We start from the raw sequence: 19650 nt of genomic DNA, 5'->3' as shown, positions 1-19650 counted from the left end.
GCGCTTCACGGATTCCCCCGGAGCGCGGGCGGCACATGCGCGTCCAGGAAGCGTGCCAGCGGCGCTGTGGCGGGGTGGGAGAGCGCCCGGCCCAGCAGCGCCCAGCAGCGCGGGCCGTGCTGGAGGTAGTGCGGCTTGCCGTCCCGCCGGTCGAGCCGCACCCAGAGCGCCGCCACGCGCAGATGCCGCTGCGCCGCGCAGGCGGCCATGGCGGCGGCGAAGTCGCCGGCGTCCAGTTCCGGCCGGGCCGCCAGGTATTGCCGCAGCGCGGCCTCGCGCAGGGCGGGGGCCACGTCCCGCCGCGCATCCTCCACCAGCGAGACGAGGTCATAGGCCGGGTGGCCGAGGGCCGCGTCCTGCACGTCAATCAGCGCCATGCCGCGCGGGGTGGGCATGAGGTTGGCCGGGAAATAGTCGCGGTGGACGAAGCCTGACGCCGCGAAGGGCGCCAGCATCTCGCGGATGGCGGCGTCCAGCCCCGCGCGCACGGCATCACCGGGCGGAGCCCCGAAGCGGGCGGGCCACCACCAGTCGAGAAAGGTGGCCGCCGCCGTGCGCGACATCGCCGCCGCATCCCAGGCCGGCAGGCCGGGCGGGGGCGGGGCGGCGGCGGCGCGGGCCAGGCTTGCGACCGCTTCGGCATAGAGGGGGCCCGGGTCGGCGCCCGCATCCAGCGCATCCGCCATGCTGGCGGGGCCGAGATCCTCCACCAGCGCCGTCAGCCCGGGCCGGTCCACCGCCAGCACCTCGGGCGTCGCCACGCCGATGGCGCGGAGGTGCTCGGCCACGCGCAGGAAGGCGTCGAGGTAGCCGGCCTCCGGCGTCTGCATCACCAAGGCAGGGCGCGGGCCGCCATGCAGGCGGGTGTAGCGCTTGGAGGCATCGCCGGGCAGGGTCTCGGCGCGGGCGGCGGCGAAGCCGTGGTTTTCCAGAAGCTTCACAGCCGTCCCCCCCAACCCGCCAGGGTGATGCGGCGTGCGTCCTCGTCGAGCGGTTCCAGGGTGACCTCCAGCGCGGTGTCGGGGGCCAGCGCGCCCAGGCGTTCGGGCCATTCCACCAGCACGATCCCCTCCCGCGCCTCGTCCCAGCCCAGCTCCATCAGCCCCCGGGCCCGTCCAGCCGATAGAGGTCATAATGGTGCGCCACGACGCCCCCCGGCAGCGGGTAGGATTGCACCAGGGTGAAGGTGGGGCTGGGCACCTCCAGCGCCGGATCGCCGGACGCGGCGCGCAGGAAGGCGCGGGCCAGGGCCGACTTGCCCGCCCCCAGCGGGCCGCGCAGCAGGATCACGTCGCCGGGGCTGGCCAGGTCGGCCAGGCGGGCGGCCAGGGCCTCGGTCTCGGCCAGGGTGGAAACGGTGAAGTTCATCCCCCGCATTCTGGCCCCCTGCCCTGCCCTCCGCCAGACTGGACGGGCGTCGCGAAGCCGGGCATCCCAGCGCCATGACCGAGACCATCACCACCGACGTGGCCATCATCGGCGCCGGGCCCGTGGGGCTCTTCGCCGTCTTCGAGTGCGGGATGCTGAAGATGTCCTGCACCGTGATCGACACGCTGGAGGAGATCGGCGGCCAATGCGCCGCCCTCTATCCCGAGAAGCCCATCTTCGACATCCCGGCCCACCCCCGGATTGATGGCGCCGCGCTGATCCGCGCGCTGGAGGAACAGGCCGCGCCCTTCTCGCCCAACTACCTCCTGGCCCAGCGCGTCGAGGCCCTGCGGCCGGAGGAGGGCGGCTTCACCCTGACCACCAGCGCCGGCCGGGTGGTGCGCGCCAAGGCCGTGATCCTGGCCGCTGGCGCCGGCGCCTTCGGGCCCAACCGCCCGCCGCTGAATGATCTGCCGGGCTACGAGGCCTCGGGCGCCGTGCGCTACATGGTCACGAAGCGCGAGGAATTCCGCGGCAAGCGCGTCGTCATCGCGGGCGGCGGCGACAGCGCGGTGGATTGGGCTTTGTCGCTGAAGGATGTGGCGGCCAAGGTCATCGTCGTCCATCGCCGCGACAAGTTCCGCGCCGCGCCCGAGACCGCCGCCCAGCTCACCGCCGCCGCCGCGCGGGGCGAAATCGAGATGGCCATCCCCTACCAGCTGCACGGGCTGGAGGGCGATGGCAGCCGCCTTTCCGCCGTGGTGCTGGCCACGCTGAAGGGCGAGGAGAAGCGCGTCGAGGCCGACCACCTGCTGGCCTTCTTCGGCCTTTCCATGGAGCTCGGCCCCATCGCCGAATGGGGGCTGGGGCTGGAGCGCAGCCACATCACCGTCGAGCCCGCCACCTGCGCCACCAACATTCCGGGCGTGCACGCCATCGGCGACATCGCGACCTATCCGGGCAAGCTGAAGCTCATCCTGCAGGGCTTTTCCGAGGCCGCCATGGCCGCCCACGCCATCCACCCCCGCGTCTTTCCGGGCGAGGCGCTGCACTTCGAATATTCCACCAGCAAGGGCGTGCCGGCGTGACCGACGCCCGGCTGTTCGCGCCCGCCGTGGCGCGCAACCGGGACCCCATCGCCGCCACGCTCAGGGACATGCTGCCGGGTTCGGGGCTGGTGCTGGAGATCGCCTCGGGCAGCGGGGAGCATGCGCTGCATCTGGCCCGCGCCTACCCCGCGCTGCGCTTCCAGCCCACCGACCCCTCGGCCGAGGCGCTGGCCTCCATCGCGGCCTGGCGGGAGGCGGAAGGCCCGGCCAACCTGCTGCCGCCGCTCCGCCTGGATGTGCTGGAGGACGCGCCCTTCCCGCCCGCCCAGGCGGTGCTCTGCATCAACATGATCCATATCGCGCCCTGGAACGCCGCGCTGGGGCTGCTGCGCCACGCGGCGGCGGCGCTGCCGGCAGGGGCGCCCTTGATCCTGTATGGCCCCTATCTGCGGGCGGGCGTGGAGACGGCGCCGGGCAACATCGCCTTCGACGCGGACCTGCGGGCGCGCAACCCGGAATGGGGAATCCGGGCGCTGGAGGATGTGGCCGCCGCCGCCGCGCCCGATTTCGCCCTGGAGCGGGTGGTGGAGATGCCGGCCAACAACCTCATCGTGCTGTTCCGCCGCGGCGTGGCCTGAACCCTGCCGCGATCAGGGCTCAACCGGCCCCTTCGCACCAGGCCAGGAACTGCATGGCGACATCGGCATAGGCTTCGGCTTTCTTGCCCGATCCGTTGTAGCGCCGGAGGGCGCCACGTACCTCGCCACCCGAGGCCTTGAACTTCACCACCAGCTCCTGCACCGCCTTCCGGGCGCATGCCTCCATGCTGTACCACTGCCGCTCTCGGAAAAAATCCGGATCTTTCAGGACGTACTGAAGGTCATACTGAAAGATGCCATAGCCCTTATAGACCATGTTCGACGGGGGCAGGCCGCGCAGCGCCCGCGCGGCGTTGGCCTCGCCGATCAACATCTCCGTGAACTCGTCACCGAACCTCTCCCGGAAGGCCGCGGTGTTCGTGGGGAAAGCGCTGCGCGGATGCCCTTGTACATCCCCGCTCGCATCGCCGACACAGCAGCGGAGCAAGGTCTCCGGCGAATGCTTTCCGATCCGGCCGAGCCAGATGTTATGCGTCTCGATGAGGGCGATGGCGCAGAGCATGGGCACCGTGGCCGGCGTGCCCTGCACCGCCGTCTGCAAGGCCGCCTCGAAATGCGCACGCAGCCAGGCCTGCCCCTTGAGAACCGCGGCCTGCTGAAGGGGAAGCGTCATGCGTCGAGCCTCACTTCAAGGTCTGGATCAGGCAGATGAATGGAAACTTGGAGCGCTGCCTGATGAAGCCGTTCTCATCGAGGCTGATGCGCGTGACCCCCACCGTGTCGCTCTCATTCCCACCGATGGTGCGTGCGAAGCGCCCCGCGCTGTCCTCGCCGACCGTGGTGACGATGGCGGAGTGGGAATCGTAATCCTTGTTCTGGGCCGCGTGCTGGAAATCGAACGTGCCCTTGCCCCGGTTCCACTGGAGGATGTCGCCCACTTGCGGCGCGGCCTCGTCGAAGCGGACCCCCTGGAAGACGCCCCTCCTCGCCTCGGCATTCGCGATGGCCCAATGCACGAAGCGGGAGTGCCGCGCGTTGAAATGGAATTCCGCGGCGGTGGCCCCCGCCTGCTTCACGCACCACGACACGAAAACGGCCGACCACGGCACCTCGACACTCGTGAAGGTGAAGCCCAAATCCTCCCAGTATTGCCGGATGCGGTCCGACAGGGGCGGAAAATCCTCGTCCAGACCGCCATAGACGGAAAATTCCTGCTGGGCTGTCTTGGCCAGGACAGCTTCGAAAGGAGACAGCATTTCGCCCTCCATGAAAGACGCCGCCCCCTTGCCGAGGGCCATGCTTCGCCCGCCGCGCCGGGGCCGCTGGCTCCCTCGACACTATGAGAAGTTGCTTTTCCGATCAAATGAAATATATAAAGCTTAGTCCCTCCGACGGCCGCATCGTCACACGCTATTCCCTTGACCGGCGCGGTCCCGTTCTGGAACCGTCCAGGCCGATGATGCGTCAGAACCCCGCCCTGGACGGGGGCCGCGCTTCTTGACCGCGCGGCCACTGTTCCGCACCTATCCCCGCTGGACCGCCCCTTCGGCGGCCGGCGAGGCCCCTCCATGACGCAGACCACCACACCGAAGAAGAAGCTCTTCCTGCGCAGCTGGGGCTGCCAGATGAACGTCTATGACAGCCACCGCATGGCCGATGTGCTGGCCCCCCTGGGCTACGCCCCGGTGGACGCGCCGGAAGCGGCCGACATGGTCATCCTCAACACCTGCCACATCCGCGAGAAGGCGACGGAGAAGCTCTTCTCCGAACTCGGCCGCCTGCGCGTGATGAAGGACGCCCGCCGCGCCGAGGGCGCGGACATGCTGCTGGCCGTCGCCGGCTGCGTGGCCCAGGCCGAGGGCGCGGAGATCACCGCCCGCGCGCCCTATGTGGACCTGGTGCTGGGCCCGCAGAGCTACCACAAGCTGCCGGAACTGGTCGCCCGCATCTCCCGCGCCGCCGGCGCCGTGGTGGACACCGAATTCCCGACGGAGGAAAAATTCGACCATCTGCCCGAGGCCAGCGCGCCCCAGGGCGTCACCGCCTTCCTCACCATCCAGGAGGGCTGCGACAAGTTCTGCGCCTTCTGCGTGGTGCCCTACACCCGCGGCGCCGAATATTCCCGCGCGCCCGAGGCGGTGCTGGCCGAGGCGCGGCGCCTCGTGGCGCAGGGGGCGCGCGAAATCACGCTGCTCGGCCAGAACGTGAACGCCTATCACGGCCAGGACGCCACGGGCGCCGAATGGGGGCTGGCGCGGCTGCTGGCGGCGCTGGCGGAAATCCCCGGCCTGCTCCGGCTGCGCTACACCACCTCCCACCCCCGCGACATGGATGACGCGCTGATCGCCGCCCACCGCGACATCCCGGCCGTGATGCCCTTCCTGCACCTGCCCATCCAGTCGGGCAGCGACCGGGTGCTGGCGGCGATGAACCGCGGCCACACGGCGGAGGACTACCTCCGCCTCGTGGACCGGCTGCGGGAGGCGCGGCCCGACCTCGCCCTCTCCACCGACATCATCGCCGGCCACCCCGGCGAGACCGAGGCCGACCACCAGGCCACGCTGCGCCTGATCGAGCGCGTGGGCTTCGCCCAGGCCTTCAGCTTCAAATATTCCCCCCGCCCCGGCACGCCGGCCGCCGGCGCCGCCGGCCATGTGGACGAAGCCACCAAGGACCGCCGCCTGCAGGAGATCCAATCCCTGCTGCGGGACCAGCAGGCGGCGTTCAACGCCTCCAAGGCGGGACAGGTGGTGGAGGTGCTCTTCACGGGCCCCGGCCGCCATCCGGGACAATTGTCGGGCCGCACGCCCTGGTTGCAACCGGTGCATGCCGTCGCCGGTTTGGAACTGGTGGGCACGGTGCAACCCCTGCGAATCCGCGCGGGCCATCCCAATTCCCTCTCGGGTGAACTCGTCCAACCTCCGAACCAGGAGCAACACGCCGCTTGAGCAACGCCCTCGCGCTCCGCGCCCGCCAGGGTCACCCCCCTGGCCCCCCCTCCTCCGAATCCCGCAGCGTCACCCTGCAATTCGAGGACAACGCCCTGCTGCCCATGCTCTATGGCGAGCATGACAAGCACCTGGCGCGGATCGAAAGCCGATGCGGCGTGCGGCTGGCCTGCCGCGGCAACCGCATCACCCTGAGCGGCACAGCCGAGCGCACGCAGATGGCCGAACAGGTGCTGCGTGGCCTCTGGCGCAGCCTGGAGCGCGGCGGCAGCCTGACCGGCGCCGAGGTCGAGGCCGCCATCCGCATGGCGGAGGGCGAGGCCGAGGCCGACCCCCGCCTGCCGCTCCAGGACATCCCGCAAATCCGCACCCGGCGCGGCGCCATCGCCCCCCGCACCCCGGCCCAGGCCGCCTATATGGAGACTCTCTCCCGCAACGAGATGGTCTTCGGCATCGGCCCCGCCGGCACCGGCAAGACCTACCTCGCCGTGGCCCAGGGCGTGGCGCTGCTGCTGGCGCAGCGGGTGGACCGCATCGTGCTCTCCCGCCCCGCCGTCGAGGCCGGCGAGCGGCTGGGCTTCCTGCCGGGCGACATGAAGGAGAAGGTGGACCCCTATCTCCGCCCCCTCTACGACGCGCTGCACGACATGCTGCCGGCCGAGCAGGTCCAGCGCCGCATCGCGGCGGGCGAGATCGAGATCGCGCCGCTCGCCTTCATGCGTGGCCGGACGCTCGCCCATTCCTTCGCCATCCTGGACGAGGCGCAGAACACCACCCCCGCCCAGATGAAGATGTTCCTGACCCGCATGGGCGAGGGCACGCGCATGGCCATCACCGGCGACCCGACGCAGGTGGACCTGCCGCCGGGGATGAAATCCGGACTGGTCGAGGCCATTTCCATCTTGCGTGGGGTGCCAGGAATAGGCTTCACCCATTTCGACGAGAAGGACGTGGTGCGGCACCCCCTCGTGGGGCGCATCGTCGCGGCCTATGGTGCAATGGAGGCGCAGCGCGGCGGCAACATGCCCCGCCGTGGCGCCGGGAAGGATGTGGATGGAACCGGGAAGTAGCCTGCCCGGCGGTGCGGAACTCGCCGCCGGGCTCGCCGATGTGGATGTGGTGCTGGGTGCGCCTGGTTGGCGTGCCGCCCTGCCCCGGGTGGAGACCCTGGCCCGACGGGCCGTCACCGCCACGCTGGCCGACCAGGGCGCCAATGGCCACCTGACCTTGCTGCTGACCGATGACGCCGAGATCCGGCGTCTCAACACCGGCTTCCGCGGCAAGGAGAAGGCCACCAACGTCCTTTCCTTCCCCGCCCCCTATGGCAGCCTGACGCTGGGCGATGTGGCTCTGGCGCTCGGCGTCGTGCGGCGCGAGGCGCTGGCCGAGGGCCGCGCGGTCCAGGACCATTTCCTGCACCTGGTCGTCCACGGCACCCTGCATTTGCTGGGCCATGACCACCTCTCGGCCGGCGAGGCCATGCTGATGGAACGCGCCGAGGCACGCATCCTGCGGCGCCTGGGCGTCGGCAACCCCTGGCGCACGCGCTGGCGGGGGGCCGCGTGATGGCGAGCGACGGCCAACAACCCGAACTGATCCGCCGCATCCGCGGCCTTTTCCACCGCCGCGCCACCGACAGCCTGCGCGACCGCGTCGAGGAACTCATCGGCGCGCCGGCCGATTCCGGGGGCGCGCCCGATGCCCGCGCGCTGGACCGGCACGAACGCGCTTTGCTCTCCAACGTGCTGAAGCTGCGCGGCGCCACGGCCAATGACGTGATGGTGCCGCGCGCGGACATCATCGCGCTCCCCGTGGGCCTCACCTTCGGCCAGGCCATGGCGGCCATCCAGCGCGAAGGCCACAGCCGCTATCCGGTTTACCAGGGCCACCTGGATGACGTGCTGGGCATGGTCCACATCAAGGACATCATCGCCGCCATGGGGCGCGAGGGGGATTTCACCCTGCGCTCCGTGCTGCGCAAGCCGCTCTTCGTGGTGCCCTCCATGCCCGTGCTCGACCTGCTGCTGCGCATGCGGCAGGAGCGGATGCACCTCGCTTTGGTGGTGGACGAATATGGCGGCATTGATGGCCTCGTCACCATCGAGGACGTGGTCGAGACCATCGTGGGCGACATCGCCGACGAGCATGACGAGGACGGCGCGCCGCAGATCATCGAGCGTGGCGAGGGCGTCTATGAACTCGACGCCCGCACCCCCATCGAGGATTTCGAGGAAAAGCTGGGCGAGGTGCTGACGCCCGAGGAACGCAGCGCCGACATAGACACGGTGGGCGGCCTGGTCTTCACGCTCGCCGAGCGCGTGCCGGCGCGGGGCGAGATCTTCTCGCACCCCTCGGGCCTGGAATTCCGGGTGCTGGAGGCCGATGCGCGACGCATCCGCCGGTTGCGCGTGCGGCGGCCCGCGACCGCCGCCGCCCGAAGCGCGGCGGAGTAGAGCGCGCGGCGGAGTAAGGGTCGGGCGGCAAGGAACGCGGCGGAGCAGGCGCCGCGTATCCACCGCCCGGTTTTCCGGGCATAAGCCGCGCCATGCGGAATTTCCTGAACGCGCGTCCGGGCCTCGTTTCCTTGCTGCTCGGCGCCGCCTCGGCCCTCGCGCTGCCGCCCTTGCACCTGTTGCCGGTGCTGCTGCTGACCTTCCCCGCCTTCCTTTCCGTGCTGGCGCGGGCCGGGGGGGCGCGGCAGGCGCTGTGGTGGGGGGCGCTGTTCGGCTTCGGGCACCATGTGGCCGGCCTCTACTGGCTGACGCACGCGCTGTTCACGGACCTCGCCACCTGGTTCTGGCTGGTGCCGCTGGCCGCCCCCGGGGTGGCGCTGCCGCTGGCCGCCTTCATGGCGCTGCCGGCCTGGGCGGCGTGGCGGGCGGGGCGGGGAAGGCCGGGGGTGGGCTGGGCCGCCGTGCTGGTCTTCGCCGCGGCCTGGACGGCGTCCGAGATGCTGCGCGGCTTCCTCTTCACGGGCTTCCCCTGGAACCTGCTGGGCACCGCCTGGGCCTTCCACGAAATCCCGCTGCAACCGGCCGCCTTTGTGGGGGTGCATGGGCTTTCCTTGCTGACGGCCCTGCTGGCCGCCCTGCCCGCGCTGGGCTGGCGGGTGGCGACGCCGCTGCTGCTCTCGGGCCTGGCCCTCTGGGGCAGCGGGGGCGCCTGGGTGTTGCGCCAGCCCGCGCCGGAGGACAGCGCCGCCCAGGTGGTCCTGGTGCAGGGCAACATTCCGCAGGATCTCAAATGGGAGGAGACACAGCGCCTCGCCATTTTCCAAAGATACCTCCAGTTGACTCGCGAAGGCACCGCCGAGGCCGCGCAGGCCGCCCCGGAAGCGCCCATCCTGGCCATCTGGCCCGAAACGGCGAGCCCCTTCCTGCTGGCCCAGGACCCGGATGCGCAGCGCCTCGCGGCCTCGGTGCTGCCGGAACGGGGGGTGCTGCTGGCCGGAACGGTGCGCGCCGAATGGTCGCCCGAGGGGCGCATCGCGCGGCTGTGGAACAGCCTGGTCAGCCTGGACGCCGCCGGCACCATGGGCCCCGCCTATGACAAGTCGCACCTCGTGCCCTTCGGCGAATACATGCCGCTGCGGGGGCTGATTCCCATCCGCGTGGTGACGGGCGGGGTGGACTTCTCCGCGGGGCCTGGGCGGCAAACCCTGGAATTGCCTAGGATTCCGGGCTTCAGCCCCTTGATTTGCTATGAGGTGATCTTCCCCGGCCGGGTGACGGGGCCGACCCGCCCCGGCTGGCTGCTGAACATCACGAACGATGCCTGGTTCGGCCATTCCGCCGGCCCCTACCAGCATCTGGCCGCGAGCCGCCTGCGCGCGGTCGAGGAAGGCCTGCCCCTGGTGCGCGCCGCGCAGACGGGCATTTCCATCGTCTATGACGCCTCGGGCCGGGAGCGCGCGCGGATCGGACTGGGCGAAACGGGCTTCGCTGTCGCCCCCTTGCCCGGCGCCGGCGCCCCCACGCCCTTCAGCCGCTGGGGTCTCTGGGTGCCGCTCGGCGCCTTGCTAGGCGTGGGCATCCTGGGTATGGCGCTGCGGCGACGCCGGCCCGATTGACGCAACCAGAGCGTTCATTTTTCTCACCCAGAATTGTAGATTTATTGAGACCATAGATCGGGAATTGACGCTTTCTTTCTTTTGCGTTAAGGACCGTTCCGTGATCGTGCGAAAAAGGTGGCCGGAATGCGGCGCCAAATCGGGCGATCCTGCGCATCCGATCCTGCCCGTCCTGGGTGTGGTCGCCTTCGGAGCGCGGCCAGCGGCGGAGTGCAAAGGTGGACGTTGCGATGAAGGAGCCGGTTTCCGGACAGGACGCCAAGGCGGAACGCGAACATCGCCCCAGCCCCATTGACGTTCATGTCGGCTCCCGCGTGCGGCTGCGCCGAACGCTGCTGGGGATGAGCCAGGAACGCCTGGGCGAGGCGCTGGGCCTGACCTTTCAGCAGGTGCAGAAGTATGAACGCGGGGTGAACCGCATCGGCGCCAGCCGCCTCTTCGACCTCTCCCGCGTGCTGGACGTGCCCATCAGCTTCTTCTTCGACGACATGCCGGGCCAGGTCGGCGGCAGCCAGGGCTTCGCCCGCCGCGTCTCCGGCTTCGCCGAGGAATCCTCCCCTTCGAGGACGACACCCTGCACCGGCGCGAGACGCTGGAACTGGTGCGCGCCTATTACCGCATCCAGGACCCCGCGGTGCGCCGCCGCGTCTTCGACCTGATCAAGGCGATGACCCCGGTCGAATGAGCCGCGCCTCGCCGGGCGTGAGGCCGAAGGCCGCCCGGAAGGCGGCACCGAAGGCCGGCGCGCTGGCATAGCCCACCGCCGCCGCGGCCCGCGCCGGCGTGGCGCCGCCCGCCAGCAACGCCGCCGCCTCGGTCAGGCGCAGGGCCTGGCGCCAGCGGGCGAAGCCCATGCCCGTCTCTGCCTGGAACAGCCGGGCGAGCGTCCGCGCCGAGGCGCCGCAGCGCTGCGCCCAATCCTCCAGCGTCCAGTCGCGCGCCGGGTCGGCGGCCAGCGCCTGCGCCAGCCGTAGCAGCCGCGCATCGCGCGGGGCGGGCAGGCCGAAGGGCAGTTGCGGGGCGCGCGCCACCTCCTCCGCGATCAGCGCCGCCAGGTGCCCGCCCCGCCCTTGCACATCCCATTCCAGCGGCTCCGCGCAGGCGGCGAGGATGAGTTCGCGCAGCAAGGGCGAGACGGCCAGCACCAGCGCCCTGCCCTCGCCCAGCACCGCCGCATCCTCCCGGAAGAACAGGGCGCGCATGGCGAGCGGCCCTTCCACCGCCACCGCATGCGGCATGGCGGCCGGAACCCACAGCGCGCGGCCCGGCGGCACGGTGAAGTTGTATTCCCGTGTCGCCACCCGCATGACGCCCCGCGTGGCGTAGAGAAGCTGGGCGCGGCCATGGTGGTGCCAGCCCGTGCCCTCGCCATCGGTGTAGTCGCGCGCATAGGCGGTGAGCGGCCGGTCGGCCTGTTCCTGGGCCAGGGTGCGCGGGTTTTGTCCGTCTGCCGACATCTTCCGTCCGGACGTTGAAGGAAGGACAGGCTAGCGTGAACGCCATGACCTCCACCACCCGCCAGATCTGCTTCATCAACGCCGCGCACACCTTCACCCATTACGGGCTGCTGGTGCTGGCCACCGCCGTGCTGGCCATGGTGCAGGAGCCGGGGGCGCCCTTCGGCACGGAATACGGGCCCATCATCGCCCTCGGCACCGCCATGTTCGTGGTCTATGGGCTGGGCGCGTTGCCCATGGGGTGGCTGGCCGCGCGCTTCGGGCGCAAGGCCATGATGGCGGCCTTCTTCCTGGGCTCGGGGGCCGCCATGGCGGCGGCGGGCTTCACCTCGGGGCCGCTCGGGCTCGCGGTGGCGCTGGCGGTGATGGGCGCCTTTTCCGCCATCTACCACCCCATCGGCACCGCCATCATCAGCGAGGCCGGCGGCAACCGGGTGGGCCGCGCCATGGGCATCAACGGCGTCTTCGGGAACCTGGGCGTGGCGCTGGCCCCGGTGGTCACGGCCTTCCTGGCGGCCCAGCTCGGCTGGCGCTGGGCCTTCGTGCTGCCGGGGCTGGCCTGCATGGTGATCGGGTTGGCCTATCTGCGCGAACCCGCCTATGACGCGCGCCGCGCGGGCGTGCAGACGCGCCCCTTCCCGCGCATCCCGCGCGCCATCGTCCGCCGCGCCGTGATTTCCCTGATGCTGATCGCCGTCGTCTCGGGCCTGGTCTTCAACGCCTACACCATGCTGATCCCGAAGCTGATGGAGGAACGCCTGGCCTCCTCGCCCGACCTGCTGCCGGTGGTGGGGCTGCTGGCCTTCCTGGCGACGCTGTGCGGGGGCCTCGCGCAATTCACCGTGGGCCACATGATTGACCGGATGACGCTGAAATCGGTCTTCATGCCGCTCGCCATCGTGCTGGTGCCGGGAATGCTGGCGCTCTCCTTCCTGGATGGCTGGATCGTCCTGCCGCTGGCGGGGCTGATGGCGGCGGCCATCTTCGGCCAGGTGACGGTGAACGAGACCATCACCGCGCGCTATGTCGCGCCCGAACTCCGCGCCAAGCTCTATTCGCTGCGCTTCACCGTGGGCTTCCTGGGGGCCGCCTGCGCCGCGCCGCTGGTGGGCTTCCTGCACGCCAGCACGGGCAACCTGGCGGCCGCCATGGTGGCGCTGGCGGGGGCCGCCACGGTCACGCTGGGCTGCGCGCTGTGGTTCCCCAACAGCCCCGAGGAACTGCAGCCCGAACTCTGGGAAAAAGCCGAGGACCCCGCGCCGCGCACGGTGGCGGCGCCGGCGGAGTAGCGCCCGCGATCGCCGGAGGGCCGTAGGCCCGGAGGCGTGAATCGCCGGCGCAAAATGACGCCCGCGATCGCCGAAGGGCCATAGGCCCGGAGGCGTGAATCGCCGGCGGAGTAGCCTGCGCCAGCGCCTGATCCGCGGAGGCGGAATCGCCGGAGCGGTGAATCAGTCGCTCAAACAGGGTTACGGAAACACCAGCACCATCCTCGGCAGCCCCGTCCCCACCCATTGCTCGGCATGGGTGACGCGGCCACTGGCCTCATCCGCCCAGAAGGAATTCACCACGGACGAGAGGCCGGGCACGCGGCAACGTTCCTCCACCAGCACCACCCCCGCCTCCTCCGTGCGGGCGGCGCGCAAGCGGCAGTCGAAGGCCAGGCCGAAGCGCATCGAAGCGGGGTCCCGCCCCGCGCCGGACAAATCCACCAGCCGCCGCGCCTCGGCGCTGCGACCCAGCAGCTCCACGGGGTTGTCCAGCGGGTCCGGCCCGTCGAAGCGCGTGGCGGTGATGAGGGTAGGCAGGCCAGAGGTCGCCACCACGCGCGGCCCGTCCGTCGCCACCACCACGCCGCCAGGCGCGCGCCACATCCGCCGGTTCCCCTGCTGCTGGATGAGCACGGCCGTCGCGGTGCGCGGCCCGAGGCCCAGGCGAAGCTGGGGGGCGGCGTCGTCCACCTCGGCGCTCTCGGCCTCGGCGATGGCCAGGCGGTCGGGTTCGGGCGCGGTCTCCCGCGGCTGAGGCAGGCCAAGCCCGCCCATCACCGCCCGCGCCATGCCCGAGGTTCCCCCATCGCTGCCGCAGGCCGCGAGAAGCAGGAGAAGGCCGGGGATTACCGCGCGAAGCATTAATGGGAGGTTAACCACACGCCCCGGTGGCTGGGGAGGGGTGACTTGCGGCGCCGCGGCAAAACCCGCACAGACCGCGCCCATGTCGGCCCAAGCAACCCCCTGGACCCAGGCCAGGCGCATCGTCATCAAGATCGGCTCCGCCCTGCTGGTGGAGGCCGAGCGCGCCGAGCCGCGCGCCGCCTGGCTCGCCTCCGTGGCCGAGGACATCGCGGCCCTGCGCGCGCAGGGGCGCGAGGTGATCGTGGTCTCCTCCGGCGCCGTGGCCCTGGCCCGCCGCACCCTGGGCCTGACGGGCCGCGTGCTGCGCCTGGAACAGAAGCAGGCCGCCGCCGCCGTGGGGCAGATCCGCCTGGCCGGCGCCTGGGACACGGCGCTGGCCGCCCAGGGCCTGCGCGCCGCCCAACTGCTGCTGACGCTGGAGGACAGCGAGGACCGCCGCCGCTACCTCAACGCCCGCGCCACGCTGGGCACGCTGCTGGAACTGGGCTGCGTGCCCGTCATCAACGAGAACGACACCGTCGCCACCGCCGAAATCCGCTTCGGCGACAATGACCGCCTGGCCGCGCGCGTGGCCGAGATGGTGCAGGCCGACGCGCTGGTGCTGTTCAGCGACATTGACGGCCTCTACACCGCCGACCCCCGCCGCGACCCCACGGCCACTCATCTGCCCGTGGTCGAGCGCATCACGGATGACATCATGGCCATGGGGGGCGAGCCGCCGCCCGGTTATTCGTCGGGCGGCATGCGCACCAAGCTGATCGCGGCGCGCATCGCGACCGGGGCCGGCTGCGCGATGGCCATCGCGAAGGGCGAGGCCATGCACCCGCTGCGCGCGCTGGAGGAAGGTGCCCGTTGCACCTGGTTCCTCGCCCCGCCCGAGGGCCGCACCGCGCGCAAGCGCTGGATCGCGGGCAGCCTGGCCCCGCTCGGCACGCTGGTGGTGGATGAGGGCGCGGTGGGCGCCTTGCGCCGCGGCTCCTCCCTGCTGCCGGCCGGCGTGCGCGAGGTGCGCGGCGAATTCCTGCGCGGCGACCCGCTTTCGGTGCGCGACGGCGCGGGCCGCGAATGGGCGCGCGGGTTGTCGGCCTATGACGCCGCCGATGCCCGCCGCATCGCCGGCCACAGAAGCGCCGAGATCGAGGCCATCCTGGGCTGGCGCGGTCGTGACGAGATCATCCACCGCGACGACCTCGTTCTCCTGGAGGAATAGCCCCTTTATGTTCGAAGCCTTCCTGATGGGTGTGGTCGAAGGCCTCACCGAATTCCTGCCCATTTCCTCCACCGGGCACCTGATCCTGCTGGGCGAGCTGATCGGCTTCCAGGGCCCGCCCGGCAAGGTCTTCGAGATCACGATCCAGATCGGCGCCATCGCGGCCGTCATCACCATCTTCTGGCGGCGGCTGATGGCGGTGGCGCAGGGCTTCTGGAAGCGCGGCACGCCGGAATACTTTTTCGCCATGAATGTGGCCCTGGCCTTCCTGCCGGCCGCCTTCATCGGCGCCTTCTTCCACAGCACCATCACGGGGCTGCTGTTCAACCCCTTCGTGGTGGCCTGCGCGCTGATCCTGGGCGGCATCGCCATCATCGTGATCGAGAAGAAGCGGCCCGAACCCACCATCCATGCCGTCGAGCAGATCAACCCCATCGCCGCGGTGCTGATCGGCTTCGGCCAGGCGCTGGCGATGATCCCGGGCACCTCGCGCTCGGGCGCCACCATCATCACGGCGCTGCTCTGCGGCGTGGACCGCAAGACGGCCGCCGAGTTCAGCTTCATCCTGGCCATTCCCACCATGATCGCGGCCAGCGTCTATTCGCTCTACAAGGTGCGGAGCGAACTGACGACGGATGGCCTCGCGCAGATCGCGCTGGGCACGGTGGTGGCCTTCGTGGTGGCGCTGTTCACGGTCAAGCTTCTGCTGGCCTTCATCGCGCGGATCGGCTTCACCCCCTTCGGCTGGTATCGCATCGGCCTGGGCACGCTGATCCTGCTGGTGCTGGCGGTGGGTTGAACGACAGGCGCGTTGGACAATCGCGGTCGCGGGTCTAGGCTGCGATGATCCGGTTCAAGGAGACGAGAGACATGGCAAGCAACACCTTCCACCGCCGCAGCCTGATGGCGGGCGTGGCGCTGGCGGCGCCCGCGCTGATCGGGCGCGAGGCCGCGGCGCAGACGCCGTCCTTCTTCCGCATCGGCACGGGTTCGGCCGGCGGCACCTACTATCCCATCGGCGGCATCGTCGCGAACGCCATCTCCTGCCCGCCGGGCTCCGCCTGCAACGTGGCCGGCGCCACGGATGGCGTGCCGGGCATGGTCGCGGTCGCGCAGGCCACCCAGGGCAGCGTGCAGAACGTGAACCTGATCCAGTCCGGCAATGCCGAGAGCGGCTTCGTCCAGTCGGACGTGCTGCACTGGTCCTACACCGGCACGGGCCTCTTCGAGGGCCGCCCGCAGCTGCAGCGGCTGCGCTTCCTGGCGCACCTCTTCCCCGAGCACATCCACGCCGTGGTGCGCGCGGACAGCGACATCCGCGCCTTCTCCGACCTGCGCGGCCGCCGCATCGCCATCGGCCTGCAGGCCTCAGGCGCGCGCGTGGGCAGCGAGATGATCCTGGAAGCGAACGGCCTTCGGGCGGGGCGCGAATTCACGGCCGAGTTCCTGAACCAGGCGCAGGGCACCGAGCGCATGCAGGACCGCGGGCTGGACGCCACCTTCACCGTGGTGGGCTACCCCGCCGCCGCCTTCACCGAGTTCTGCAGCCGCACCGGCTGCCGCATCCTGCCCATCGCGGGCCAGGAAGCCGCCCGCGTGATCGAGCGCGCGCCCTTCTACTCCACGGGCGTGATCCCGGCCGGCGCCTACCAGGGCGTGACGCAGGACGTGCCGACGCTGACCGTCGGCGCCTGCTGGATCGTGCGCGACAGCGTGCCGGACAACGTGGTCTATGAGATCACGCGCGCCCTGTGGTCCGAGACGACCCGCGGCCTGCTCGACCGTGGCCACGCCAAGGGCCGCGAGATCATCCGCCAGCGCGCCCTGGAAGGCCGCGGCGTGGTGCCCTTCCACCCGGGTGCCGAGCGTTTCTACCGCGAAGCCGGAATGCTCTGAACCGGCTGAGAGTTCGGTTGCTGGCCCCGCGCGAATTGCCGCGCGGGGCCGTTTTCGTGTGAGGAAGTCAGCGTGAGCGAACAGCGTTCATCGAGCACCAGGCTCGACCTCGAGGCGGCGGAAAAGCTGGAGAAGCAGACGGACAGCGAGTTGCGCTTCCGTGACCTCTCGGGCCTGGCCGCGCCCATCGTCTCGGCGGCGCTGGTCGCGCTCTCGGTGTTCCACTACTGGACAGCCGGCTTCGGCATCATGACCGAGCATTGGCACAAGGCCATCCACCTGGCCGCCGTGCTCGCGCTGGTCTTCATCATGTTCCCCGGCGGGCGCATCTTCTCCATCGGGCCGAAATGGGGCGGGGTGCCGCTGCTGGACTGGGTGCTGGCCACCGCCATCATCATCGCCACCATCTACCTGCCCGTCATCTTCGACGAACTCACCTTCCGCATCGGCATGCCCAACGACATGGACATGCTGATGGGCACCATCATGGTGGTGCTGACGCTGGAGGCGGTGCGGCGCTCCATGGGCATCACGCTGCCCATCATCGTCTGCGTGTTCATCGCCTATGCGCTGTGGGGCAACCTGCTCTCGGGCGTGCTGGCGCATCCCGGCTCCGACTGGGCCGGCTTCGTGAACCATGTCTACCTCACGCAGGAAGGCATCTTCGGCATCCCGGCCAAGGTGGTGGCCACCTACGTCTTCCACTTCGTGCTGTTCGGCGTGATCGCGACCCGCATGGGCCTCGGCCAGTTCTTCATTGACATCGCGACCATCATCGCCGGGCGCTACGCCGGGGGCCCCGCGAAGGTGGCGGTGCTGGCCTCGGCCATGTTCGGCTCCATCAGCGGCTCCTCCATCGCGAACACCGTGACCACGGGTTCCCTCACCATCCCGGCCATGAAGCGCGTGGGCTACAAGCCGCATTTCGCGGGCGCGGTGGAAGCGGCGGCGAGTGCCGGCGGGCAGATCACGCCGCCCATCATGGGTGCGGCCGCCTTCATCATGATCGAGTTCCTGGAGATCACGCTGACCACCCTGCTGCTGGCCGCCGCCATCCCGGCCGCCATGCATTTCTGGGGCGTCTTCGTGCAGGTGCATTTCGAGGCGAAGCGCCTGGGCCTGCGCGGCCTGGAACAGTCCGAGCTGCCGAAGCTCTGGCCCACCATCCGTGATGGCTGGCCCACGGTCATTCCCCTCGTGCTGCTCGTCTACGTCATCCTGGCGGGCTACACCCCCTATCTCGCGGCCTTCGTGGGCATCACGGCCTGCGTGGTGGTGGGCTTCCTCAACCCCCGCAACCGGCTGACGCTGAAGGACCTCTGGATCGCGCTCGACACCGGCGCGCGCTACGCGCTGGCCGTCGGTGCCGCGGCCGCCGCGGTCGGCATGGTGGTGGGCGTGGTGACGCTGACGGGGGCCGGCTTCCGCGTGGGCTTCATCGTGACCCAGGCCGCCGCCTCCGCCGCCGCCTTCTTCACCCCGGTGCTGGACCTGATGCCGGCGGGCTTCGTCTCGCTGCAGGGGCTGACGCTGTTCATGACGCTGGTCTTCATCGCCATCATCTGCGTGCTGATGGGCGCGGGCATTCCCACCACCGCGCTCTACATCATCCTGGCGGCGATCGCCGCACCCTCCATCGTGCAGCTGGGCGTGCCGCCCATCGCGGCGCACCTCTTCGTGCTGTATTTCGGGATCCTGGCGGATTTGACGCCACCGGTCTGCGTCTCGGCCTATGCGGCGGCGGGCATCGCGGGGGCCAACCCCTTCCGCACCGGCCTCACCGCGTTCCGCCTGGGCATCGCGAAGGCCACCGTGCCCTTCGTCTTCGCCTATGCGCCCGTCATGCTCATCGTCACCGACGGCTTCACCTGGGACGCCTTCCTGCTGGTGACGCTGACCTGCGCCATGGGCGTGCTGTTCATCGGCATCGGGCTGACGGGCTATGCCTTCACCCATATGGGCCTGGTCTCGCAGCTCTTCCTCATCCTGGGCGCCCTGCTGATGATCGCGCCCAACGGGCCGCTCGCCATCGTGGGGGCGGCGCTGGCCGCGCCCGTGCTGCTGGTGAACTTCCTGAAGTCGCGGCGGGAGGCGCCCAGACCGGCCGTCACGTAACCGTCACTTACACCCGCGCGAAGGCAAGGCTACAGCAACGCCAGCTTGAGAAGAGGTTGTTTCCGTGGACCTTGCCTTCGAAACCCTGCCCTCCGGCGCGCTCCGCATCGCGCTGACCGGGCGCCTCGACATCACGGGCGCCAGCGCGGTGGAACTGCGCTTCACGGCGCTGGCCGCCGGCCACAAAGCCGTGGTGGTGGACATGGATGGGGTGGAGTTCATGGCCTCCATGGGCCTGCGCCTGCTGGTGATGGCGGCACGCGCCGCCAACTCCAAGGGCGGGCGCCTGGTGCTGTGGCGCCCCCGCCCCGTGGTGGCCGATGTCATCACCACCTCCGGCCTCGACGCGCTGCTGCCCATGGTGACGGAGCTGTCCGAGGCGGAATCCCGCGTCCAGGCTTGAAGCCCCTCACCCTCACCCTGCCGGCGGAGCTGGCCCGCGCGGCCGAACTCGCCGCCTGGGTCGAGGGCGCCGTCACCGCCTGGAACCTGCCCCCCGCGCGCGCCCATGCGCTGCACCTCTGCGCGGAGGAGATTTTCGCCAATGTCGCGATGCATGCGGCGCCGGCCGAGGTCACGGTCACGCTGGAGGGCGATGCCACTCGCCAGGTGATGGTCTTCACCGACACCGGCCCGCCCTTCGACCCTACCAGCGCCCCCCCGCCCCCGCCGCCCACGGATTTCGACAGCATCGGCATCGGCGGGCGCGGGCTGCTGCTGGTGCGCCGCTTCGCGGGCCGCATGGAATATGCGCGCGAGGACGGGCGGAACCGGCTCGAACTCACCTTCGGGTGATTGCGCCCG

General features: G+C 70.6%; 19 protein-coding genes and 2 pseudogenes. 15 read left to right on the top strand and 6 right to left on the bottom strand.

Annotation, left to right across the window (positions count from 1 at the left end):
- Positions 1 to 5: 5 nt before the first annotated feature.
- Together ICW72_RS15985 and tsaE are read right to left on the bottom strand one after the other, a co-directional pair.
- Positions 6 to 941, bottom strand: coding sequence for an aminoglycoside phosphotransferase family protein (locus ICW72_RS15985; protein WP_223880632.1), 936 nt, complete (start codon positions 939 to 941; stop codon positions 6 to 8).
- Positions 938 to 1368, bottom strand: a pseudogene (gene tsaE, locus ICW72_RS15980) (tRNA (adenosine(37)-N6)-threonylcarbamoyltransferase complex ATPase subunit type 1 TsaE). The gene ICW72_RS15985 and the pseudogene tsaE overlap by 4 nt, the downstream one beginning before the upstream one ends.
- Positions 1369 to 1442: 74 nt before the next feature.
- On the opposite strand from tsaE, the gene ICW72_RS15975 reads away from it, so the two are divergent.
- Positions 1443 to 2456, top strand: a complete 1014-nt coding sequence (locus ICW72_RS15975; RefSeq protein ID WP_191083617.1) for an NAD(P)/FAD-dependent oxidoreductase — start codon at positions 1443 to 1445, stop codon at positions 2454 to 2456.
- Positions 2453 to 3055 carry a DUF938 domain-containing protein gene (locus ICW72_RS15970; protein WP_191083616.1) on the top strand — a complete coding sequence of 201 codons (603 nt, stop codon included), beginning with the start codon at positions 2453 to 2455 and terminating at the stop codon, positions 3053 to 3055. The genes ICW72_RS15975 and ICW72_RS15970 overlap by 4 nt, the downstream gene beginning before the upstream one ends.
- A gap of 19 nt (positions 3056 to 3074) precedes the next feature.
- Here ICW72_RS15970 and ICW72_RS15965 read toward each other — a convergent pair whose 3' ends face one another.
- Positions 3075 to 3689, bottom strand: coding sequence for a hypothetical protein (locus ICW72_RS15965; RefSeq protein WP_191083615.1), 615 nt, complete (start codon positions 3687 to 3689; stop codon positions 3075 to 3077).
- 10 nt (positions 3690 to 3699) lie between these two features.
- Positions 3700 to 4272 (bottom strand): DUF2272 domain-containing protein, encoded by a 573-nt coding sequence (locus ICW72_RS15960; protein WP_191083614.1) that lies wholly within the window; start codon positions 4270 to 4272, stop codon positions 3700 to 3702.
- A gap of 312 nt (positions 4273 to 4584) precedes the next feature.
- On the opposite strand from ICW72_RS15960, the gene miaB reads away from it, so the two are divergent.
- From miaB to ICW72_RS15930, 6 genes and pseudogenes are all read left to right on the top strand, one after another.
- Entirely contained in the window at positions 4585 to 5964 is a 1380-nt protein-coding gene (miaB, locus tag ICW72_RS15955) for a tRNA (N6-isopentenyl adenosine(37)-C2)-methylthiotransferase MiaB (RefSeq protein ID WP_191083613.1), read from the top strand.
- Positions 5965 to 6068: 104 nt separating this feature from the next.
- Positions 6069 to 7034 (top strand): PhoH family protein, encoded by a 966-nt coding sequence (locus tag ICW72_RS15950; RefSeq protein WP_191086293.1) that lies wholly within the window; start codon positions 6069 to 6071, stop codon positions 7032 to 7034.
- Positions 7018 to 7530: an rRNA maturation RNase YbeY gene (gene ybeY / locus ICW72_RS15945; protein ID WP_191083612.1), complete on the top strand. Its 513-nt coding sequence runs from the start codon at positions 7018 to 7020 to the stop codon at positions 7528 to 7530. Before ICW72_RS15950 ends, ybeY begins: the two co-directional genes overlap by 17 nt.
- On the top strand, positions 7530 to 8417 hold the full coding sequence (locus ICW72_RS15940) for a hemolysin family protein (protein WP_191083611.1): 888 nt from the start codon (positions 7530 to 7532) through the stop codon (positions 8415 to 8417). The genes ybeY and ICW72_RS15940 overlap by 1 nt, the downstream gene beginning before the upstream one ends.
- A gap of 92 nt (positions 8418 to 8509) precedes the next feature.
- On the top strand, positions 8510 to 10033 hold the full coding sequence (lnt, locus tag ICW72_RS15935; RefSeq protein ID WP_191083610.1) for an apolipoprotein N-acyltransferase: 1524 nt from the start codon (positions 8510 to 8512) through the stop codon (positions 10031 to 10033).
- A 230-nt stretch (positions 10034 to 10263) separates the two neighbouring features.
- Positions 10264 to 10718, top strand: a pseudogene (locus ICW72_RS15930) (helix-turn-helix domain-containing protein).
- Here the strand turns inward: ICW72_RS15930 and ICW72_RS15925 are convergent.
- The gene (locus tag ICW72_RS15925) at positions 10693 to 11490 is read right to left on the bottom strand and encodes a helix-turn-helix domain-containing protein (RefSeq protein ID WP_191083609.1); all 798 of its coding nucleotides are present in this window, start codon (positions 11488 to 11490) and stop codon (positions 10693 to 10695) included. The pseudogene ICW72_RS15930 and the gene ICW72_RS15925 overlap by 26 nt on opposite strands.
- 44 nt (positions 11491 to 11534) lie before the next feature.
- Between ICW72_RS15925 and ICW72_RS15920 the strand changes: the two genes are divergently transcribed.
- The gene (locus ICW72_RS15920; RefSeq protein WP_191086292.1) at positions 11535 to 12779 is read left to right on the top strand and encodes an MFS transporter; all 1245 of its coding nucleotides are present in this window, start codon (positions 11535 to 11537) and stop codon (positions 12777 to 12779) included.
- Between the two features lie 180 nt (positions 12780 to 12959).
- Here ICW72_RS15920 and ICW72_RS15915 read toward each other — a convergent pair whose 3' ends face one another.
- Positions 12960 to 13550, bottom strand: coding sequence for a YjbF family lipoprotein (locus ICW72_RS15915; protein ID WP_191083608.1), 591 nt, complete (start codon positions 13548 to 13550; stop codon positions 12960 to 12962).
- 154 nt (positions 13551 to 13704) lie between these two features.
- Here ICW72_RS15915 and proB point away from each other — a divergent pair, with 154 nt between their 5' ends.
- The 6 genes from proB to ICW72_RS15885 all read left to right on the top strand — a co-directional run bounded on the left by proB (position 13705) and on the right by ICW72_RS15885 (position 19641).
- The gene (gene proB, locus ICW72_RS15910; RefSeq protein ID WP_191083607.1) at positions 13705 to 14835 is read left to right on the top strand and encodes a glutamate 5-kinase; all 1131 of its coding nucleotides are present in this window, start codon (positions 13705 to 13707) and stop codon (positions 14833 to 14835) included.
- Between the two features lie 7 nt (positions 14836 to 14842).
- Positions 14843 to 15634: an undecaprenyl-diphosphate phosphatase gene (locus tag ICW72_RS15905; protein WP_191083606.1), complete on the top strand. Its 792-nt coding sequence runs from the start codon at positions 14843 to 14845 to the stop codon at positions 15632 to 15634.
- A gap of 71 nt (positions 15635 to 15705) precedes the next feature.
- The gene (locus tag ICW72_RS15900; RefSeq protein ID WP_191083605.1) at positions 15706 to 16731 is read left to right on the top strand and encodes a TAXI family TRAP transporter solute-binding subunit; all 1026 of its coding nucleotides are present in this window, start codon (positions 15706 to 15708) and stop codon (positions 16729 to 16731) included.
- 72 nt (positions 16732 to 16803) lie between these two features.
- A complete protein-coding gene (locus ICW72_RS15895) occupies positions 16804 to 18846 on the top strand; it encodes a TRAP transporter permease (protein ID WP_191083604.1) in 2043 nt (680 codons plus the stop codon).
- 64 nt (positions 18847 to 18910) lie between these two features.
- The gene (locus ICW72_RS15890) at positions 18911 to 19249 is read left to right on the top strand and encodes an STAS domain-containing protein (protein WP_191083603.1); all 339 of its coding nucleotides are present in this window, start codon (positions 18911 to 18913) and stop codon (positions 19247 to 19249) included.
- On the top strand, positions 19246 to 19641 hold the full coding sequence (locus ICW72_RS15885) for an ATP-binding protein (RefSeq protein WP_191083602.1): 396 nt from the start codon (positions 19246 to 19248) through the stop codon (positions 19639 to 19641). Before ICW72_RS15890 ends, ICW72_RS15885 begins: the two co-directional genes overlap by 4 nt.
- The last annotated feature ends 9 nt before the right edge of the window (positions 19642 to 19650 follow it).

It is taken from the genome of Roseococcus microcysteis, from assembly GCF_014764365.1.
In the GTDB taxonomy this organism is placed as follows: domain Bacteria; phylum Pseudomonadota; class Alphaproteobacteria; order Acetobacterales; family Acetobacteraceae; genus Roseococcus; species Roseococcus microcysteis.
Note: the sequence above shows the minus strand (reverse complement) of the source record. Positions and strands in the feature narration are given on the sequence as shown.

Excerpts from the sequence above, each read along its gene's own strand:
- ICW72_RS15965 (WP_191083615.1), bottom strand. The coding sequence starts at position 3,689 with ATGACGCTTCCCCTTCAGCAGGCCGCGGTTCTCAAGGGGCAGGCCTGG.
- lnt (WP_191083610.1), top strand. The coding sequence starts at position 8,510 with ATGCGGAATTTCCTGAACGCGCGTCCGGGCCTCGTTTCCTTGCTGCTC.
- ICW72_RS15975 (WP_191083617.1), top strand. The coding sequence starts at position 1,443 with ATGACCGAGACCATCACCACCGACGTGGCCATCATCGGCGCCGGGCCC.
- ICW72_RS15900 (WP_191083605.1), top strand. The coding sequence starts at position 15,706 with ATGGCAAGCAACACCTTCCACCGCCGCAGCCTGATGGCGGGCGTGGCG.
- proB (WP_191083607.1), top strand. The coding sequence starts at position 13,705 with ATGTCGGCCCAAGCAACCCCCTGGACCCAGGCCAGGCGCATCGTCATC.
- ICW72_RS15950 (WP_191086293.1), top strand. The coding sequence starts at position 6,069 with ATGCTCTATGGCGAGCATGACAAGCACCTGGCGCGGATCGAAAGCCGA.
- ICW72_RS15925 (WP_191083609.1), bottom strand. The coding sequence starts at position 11,490 with ATGTCGGCAGACGGACAAAACCCGCGCACCCTGGCCCAGGAACAGGCC.
- ICW72_RS15920 (WP_191086292.1), top strand. The coding sequence starts at position 11,535 with ATGACCTCCACCACCCGCCAGATCTGCTTCATCAACGCCGCGCACACC.
- ICW72_RS15905 (WP_191083606.1), top strand. The coding sequence starts at position 14,843 with ATGTTCGAAGCCTTCCTGATGGGTGTGGTCGAAGGCCTCACCGAATTC.
- ICW72_RS15915 (WP_191083608.1), bottom strand. The coding sequence starts at position 13,550 with ATGGCGCGGGCGGTGATGGGCGGGCTTGGCCTGCCTCAGCCGCGGGAG.
- ybeY (WP_191083612.1), top strand. The coding sequence starts at position 7,018 with ATGGAACCGGGAAGTAGCCTGCCCGGCGGTGCGGAACTCGCCGCCGGG.
- ICW72_RS15940 (WP_191083611.1), top strand. The coding sequence starts at position 7,530 with ATGGCGAGCGACGGCCAACAACCCGAACTGATCCGCCGCATCCGCGGC.
- ICW72_RS15960 (WP_191083614.1), bottom strand. The coding sequence starts at position 4,272 with ATGCTGTCTCCTTTCGAAGCTGTCCTGGCCAAGACAGCCCAGCAGGAA.
- miaB (WP_191083613.1), top strand. The coding sequence starts at position 4,585 with ATGACGCAGACCACCACACCGAAGAAGAAGCTCTTCCTGCGCAGCTGG.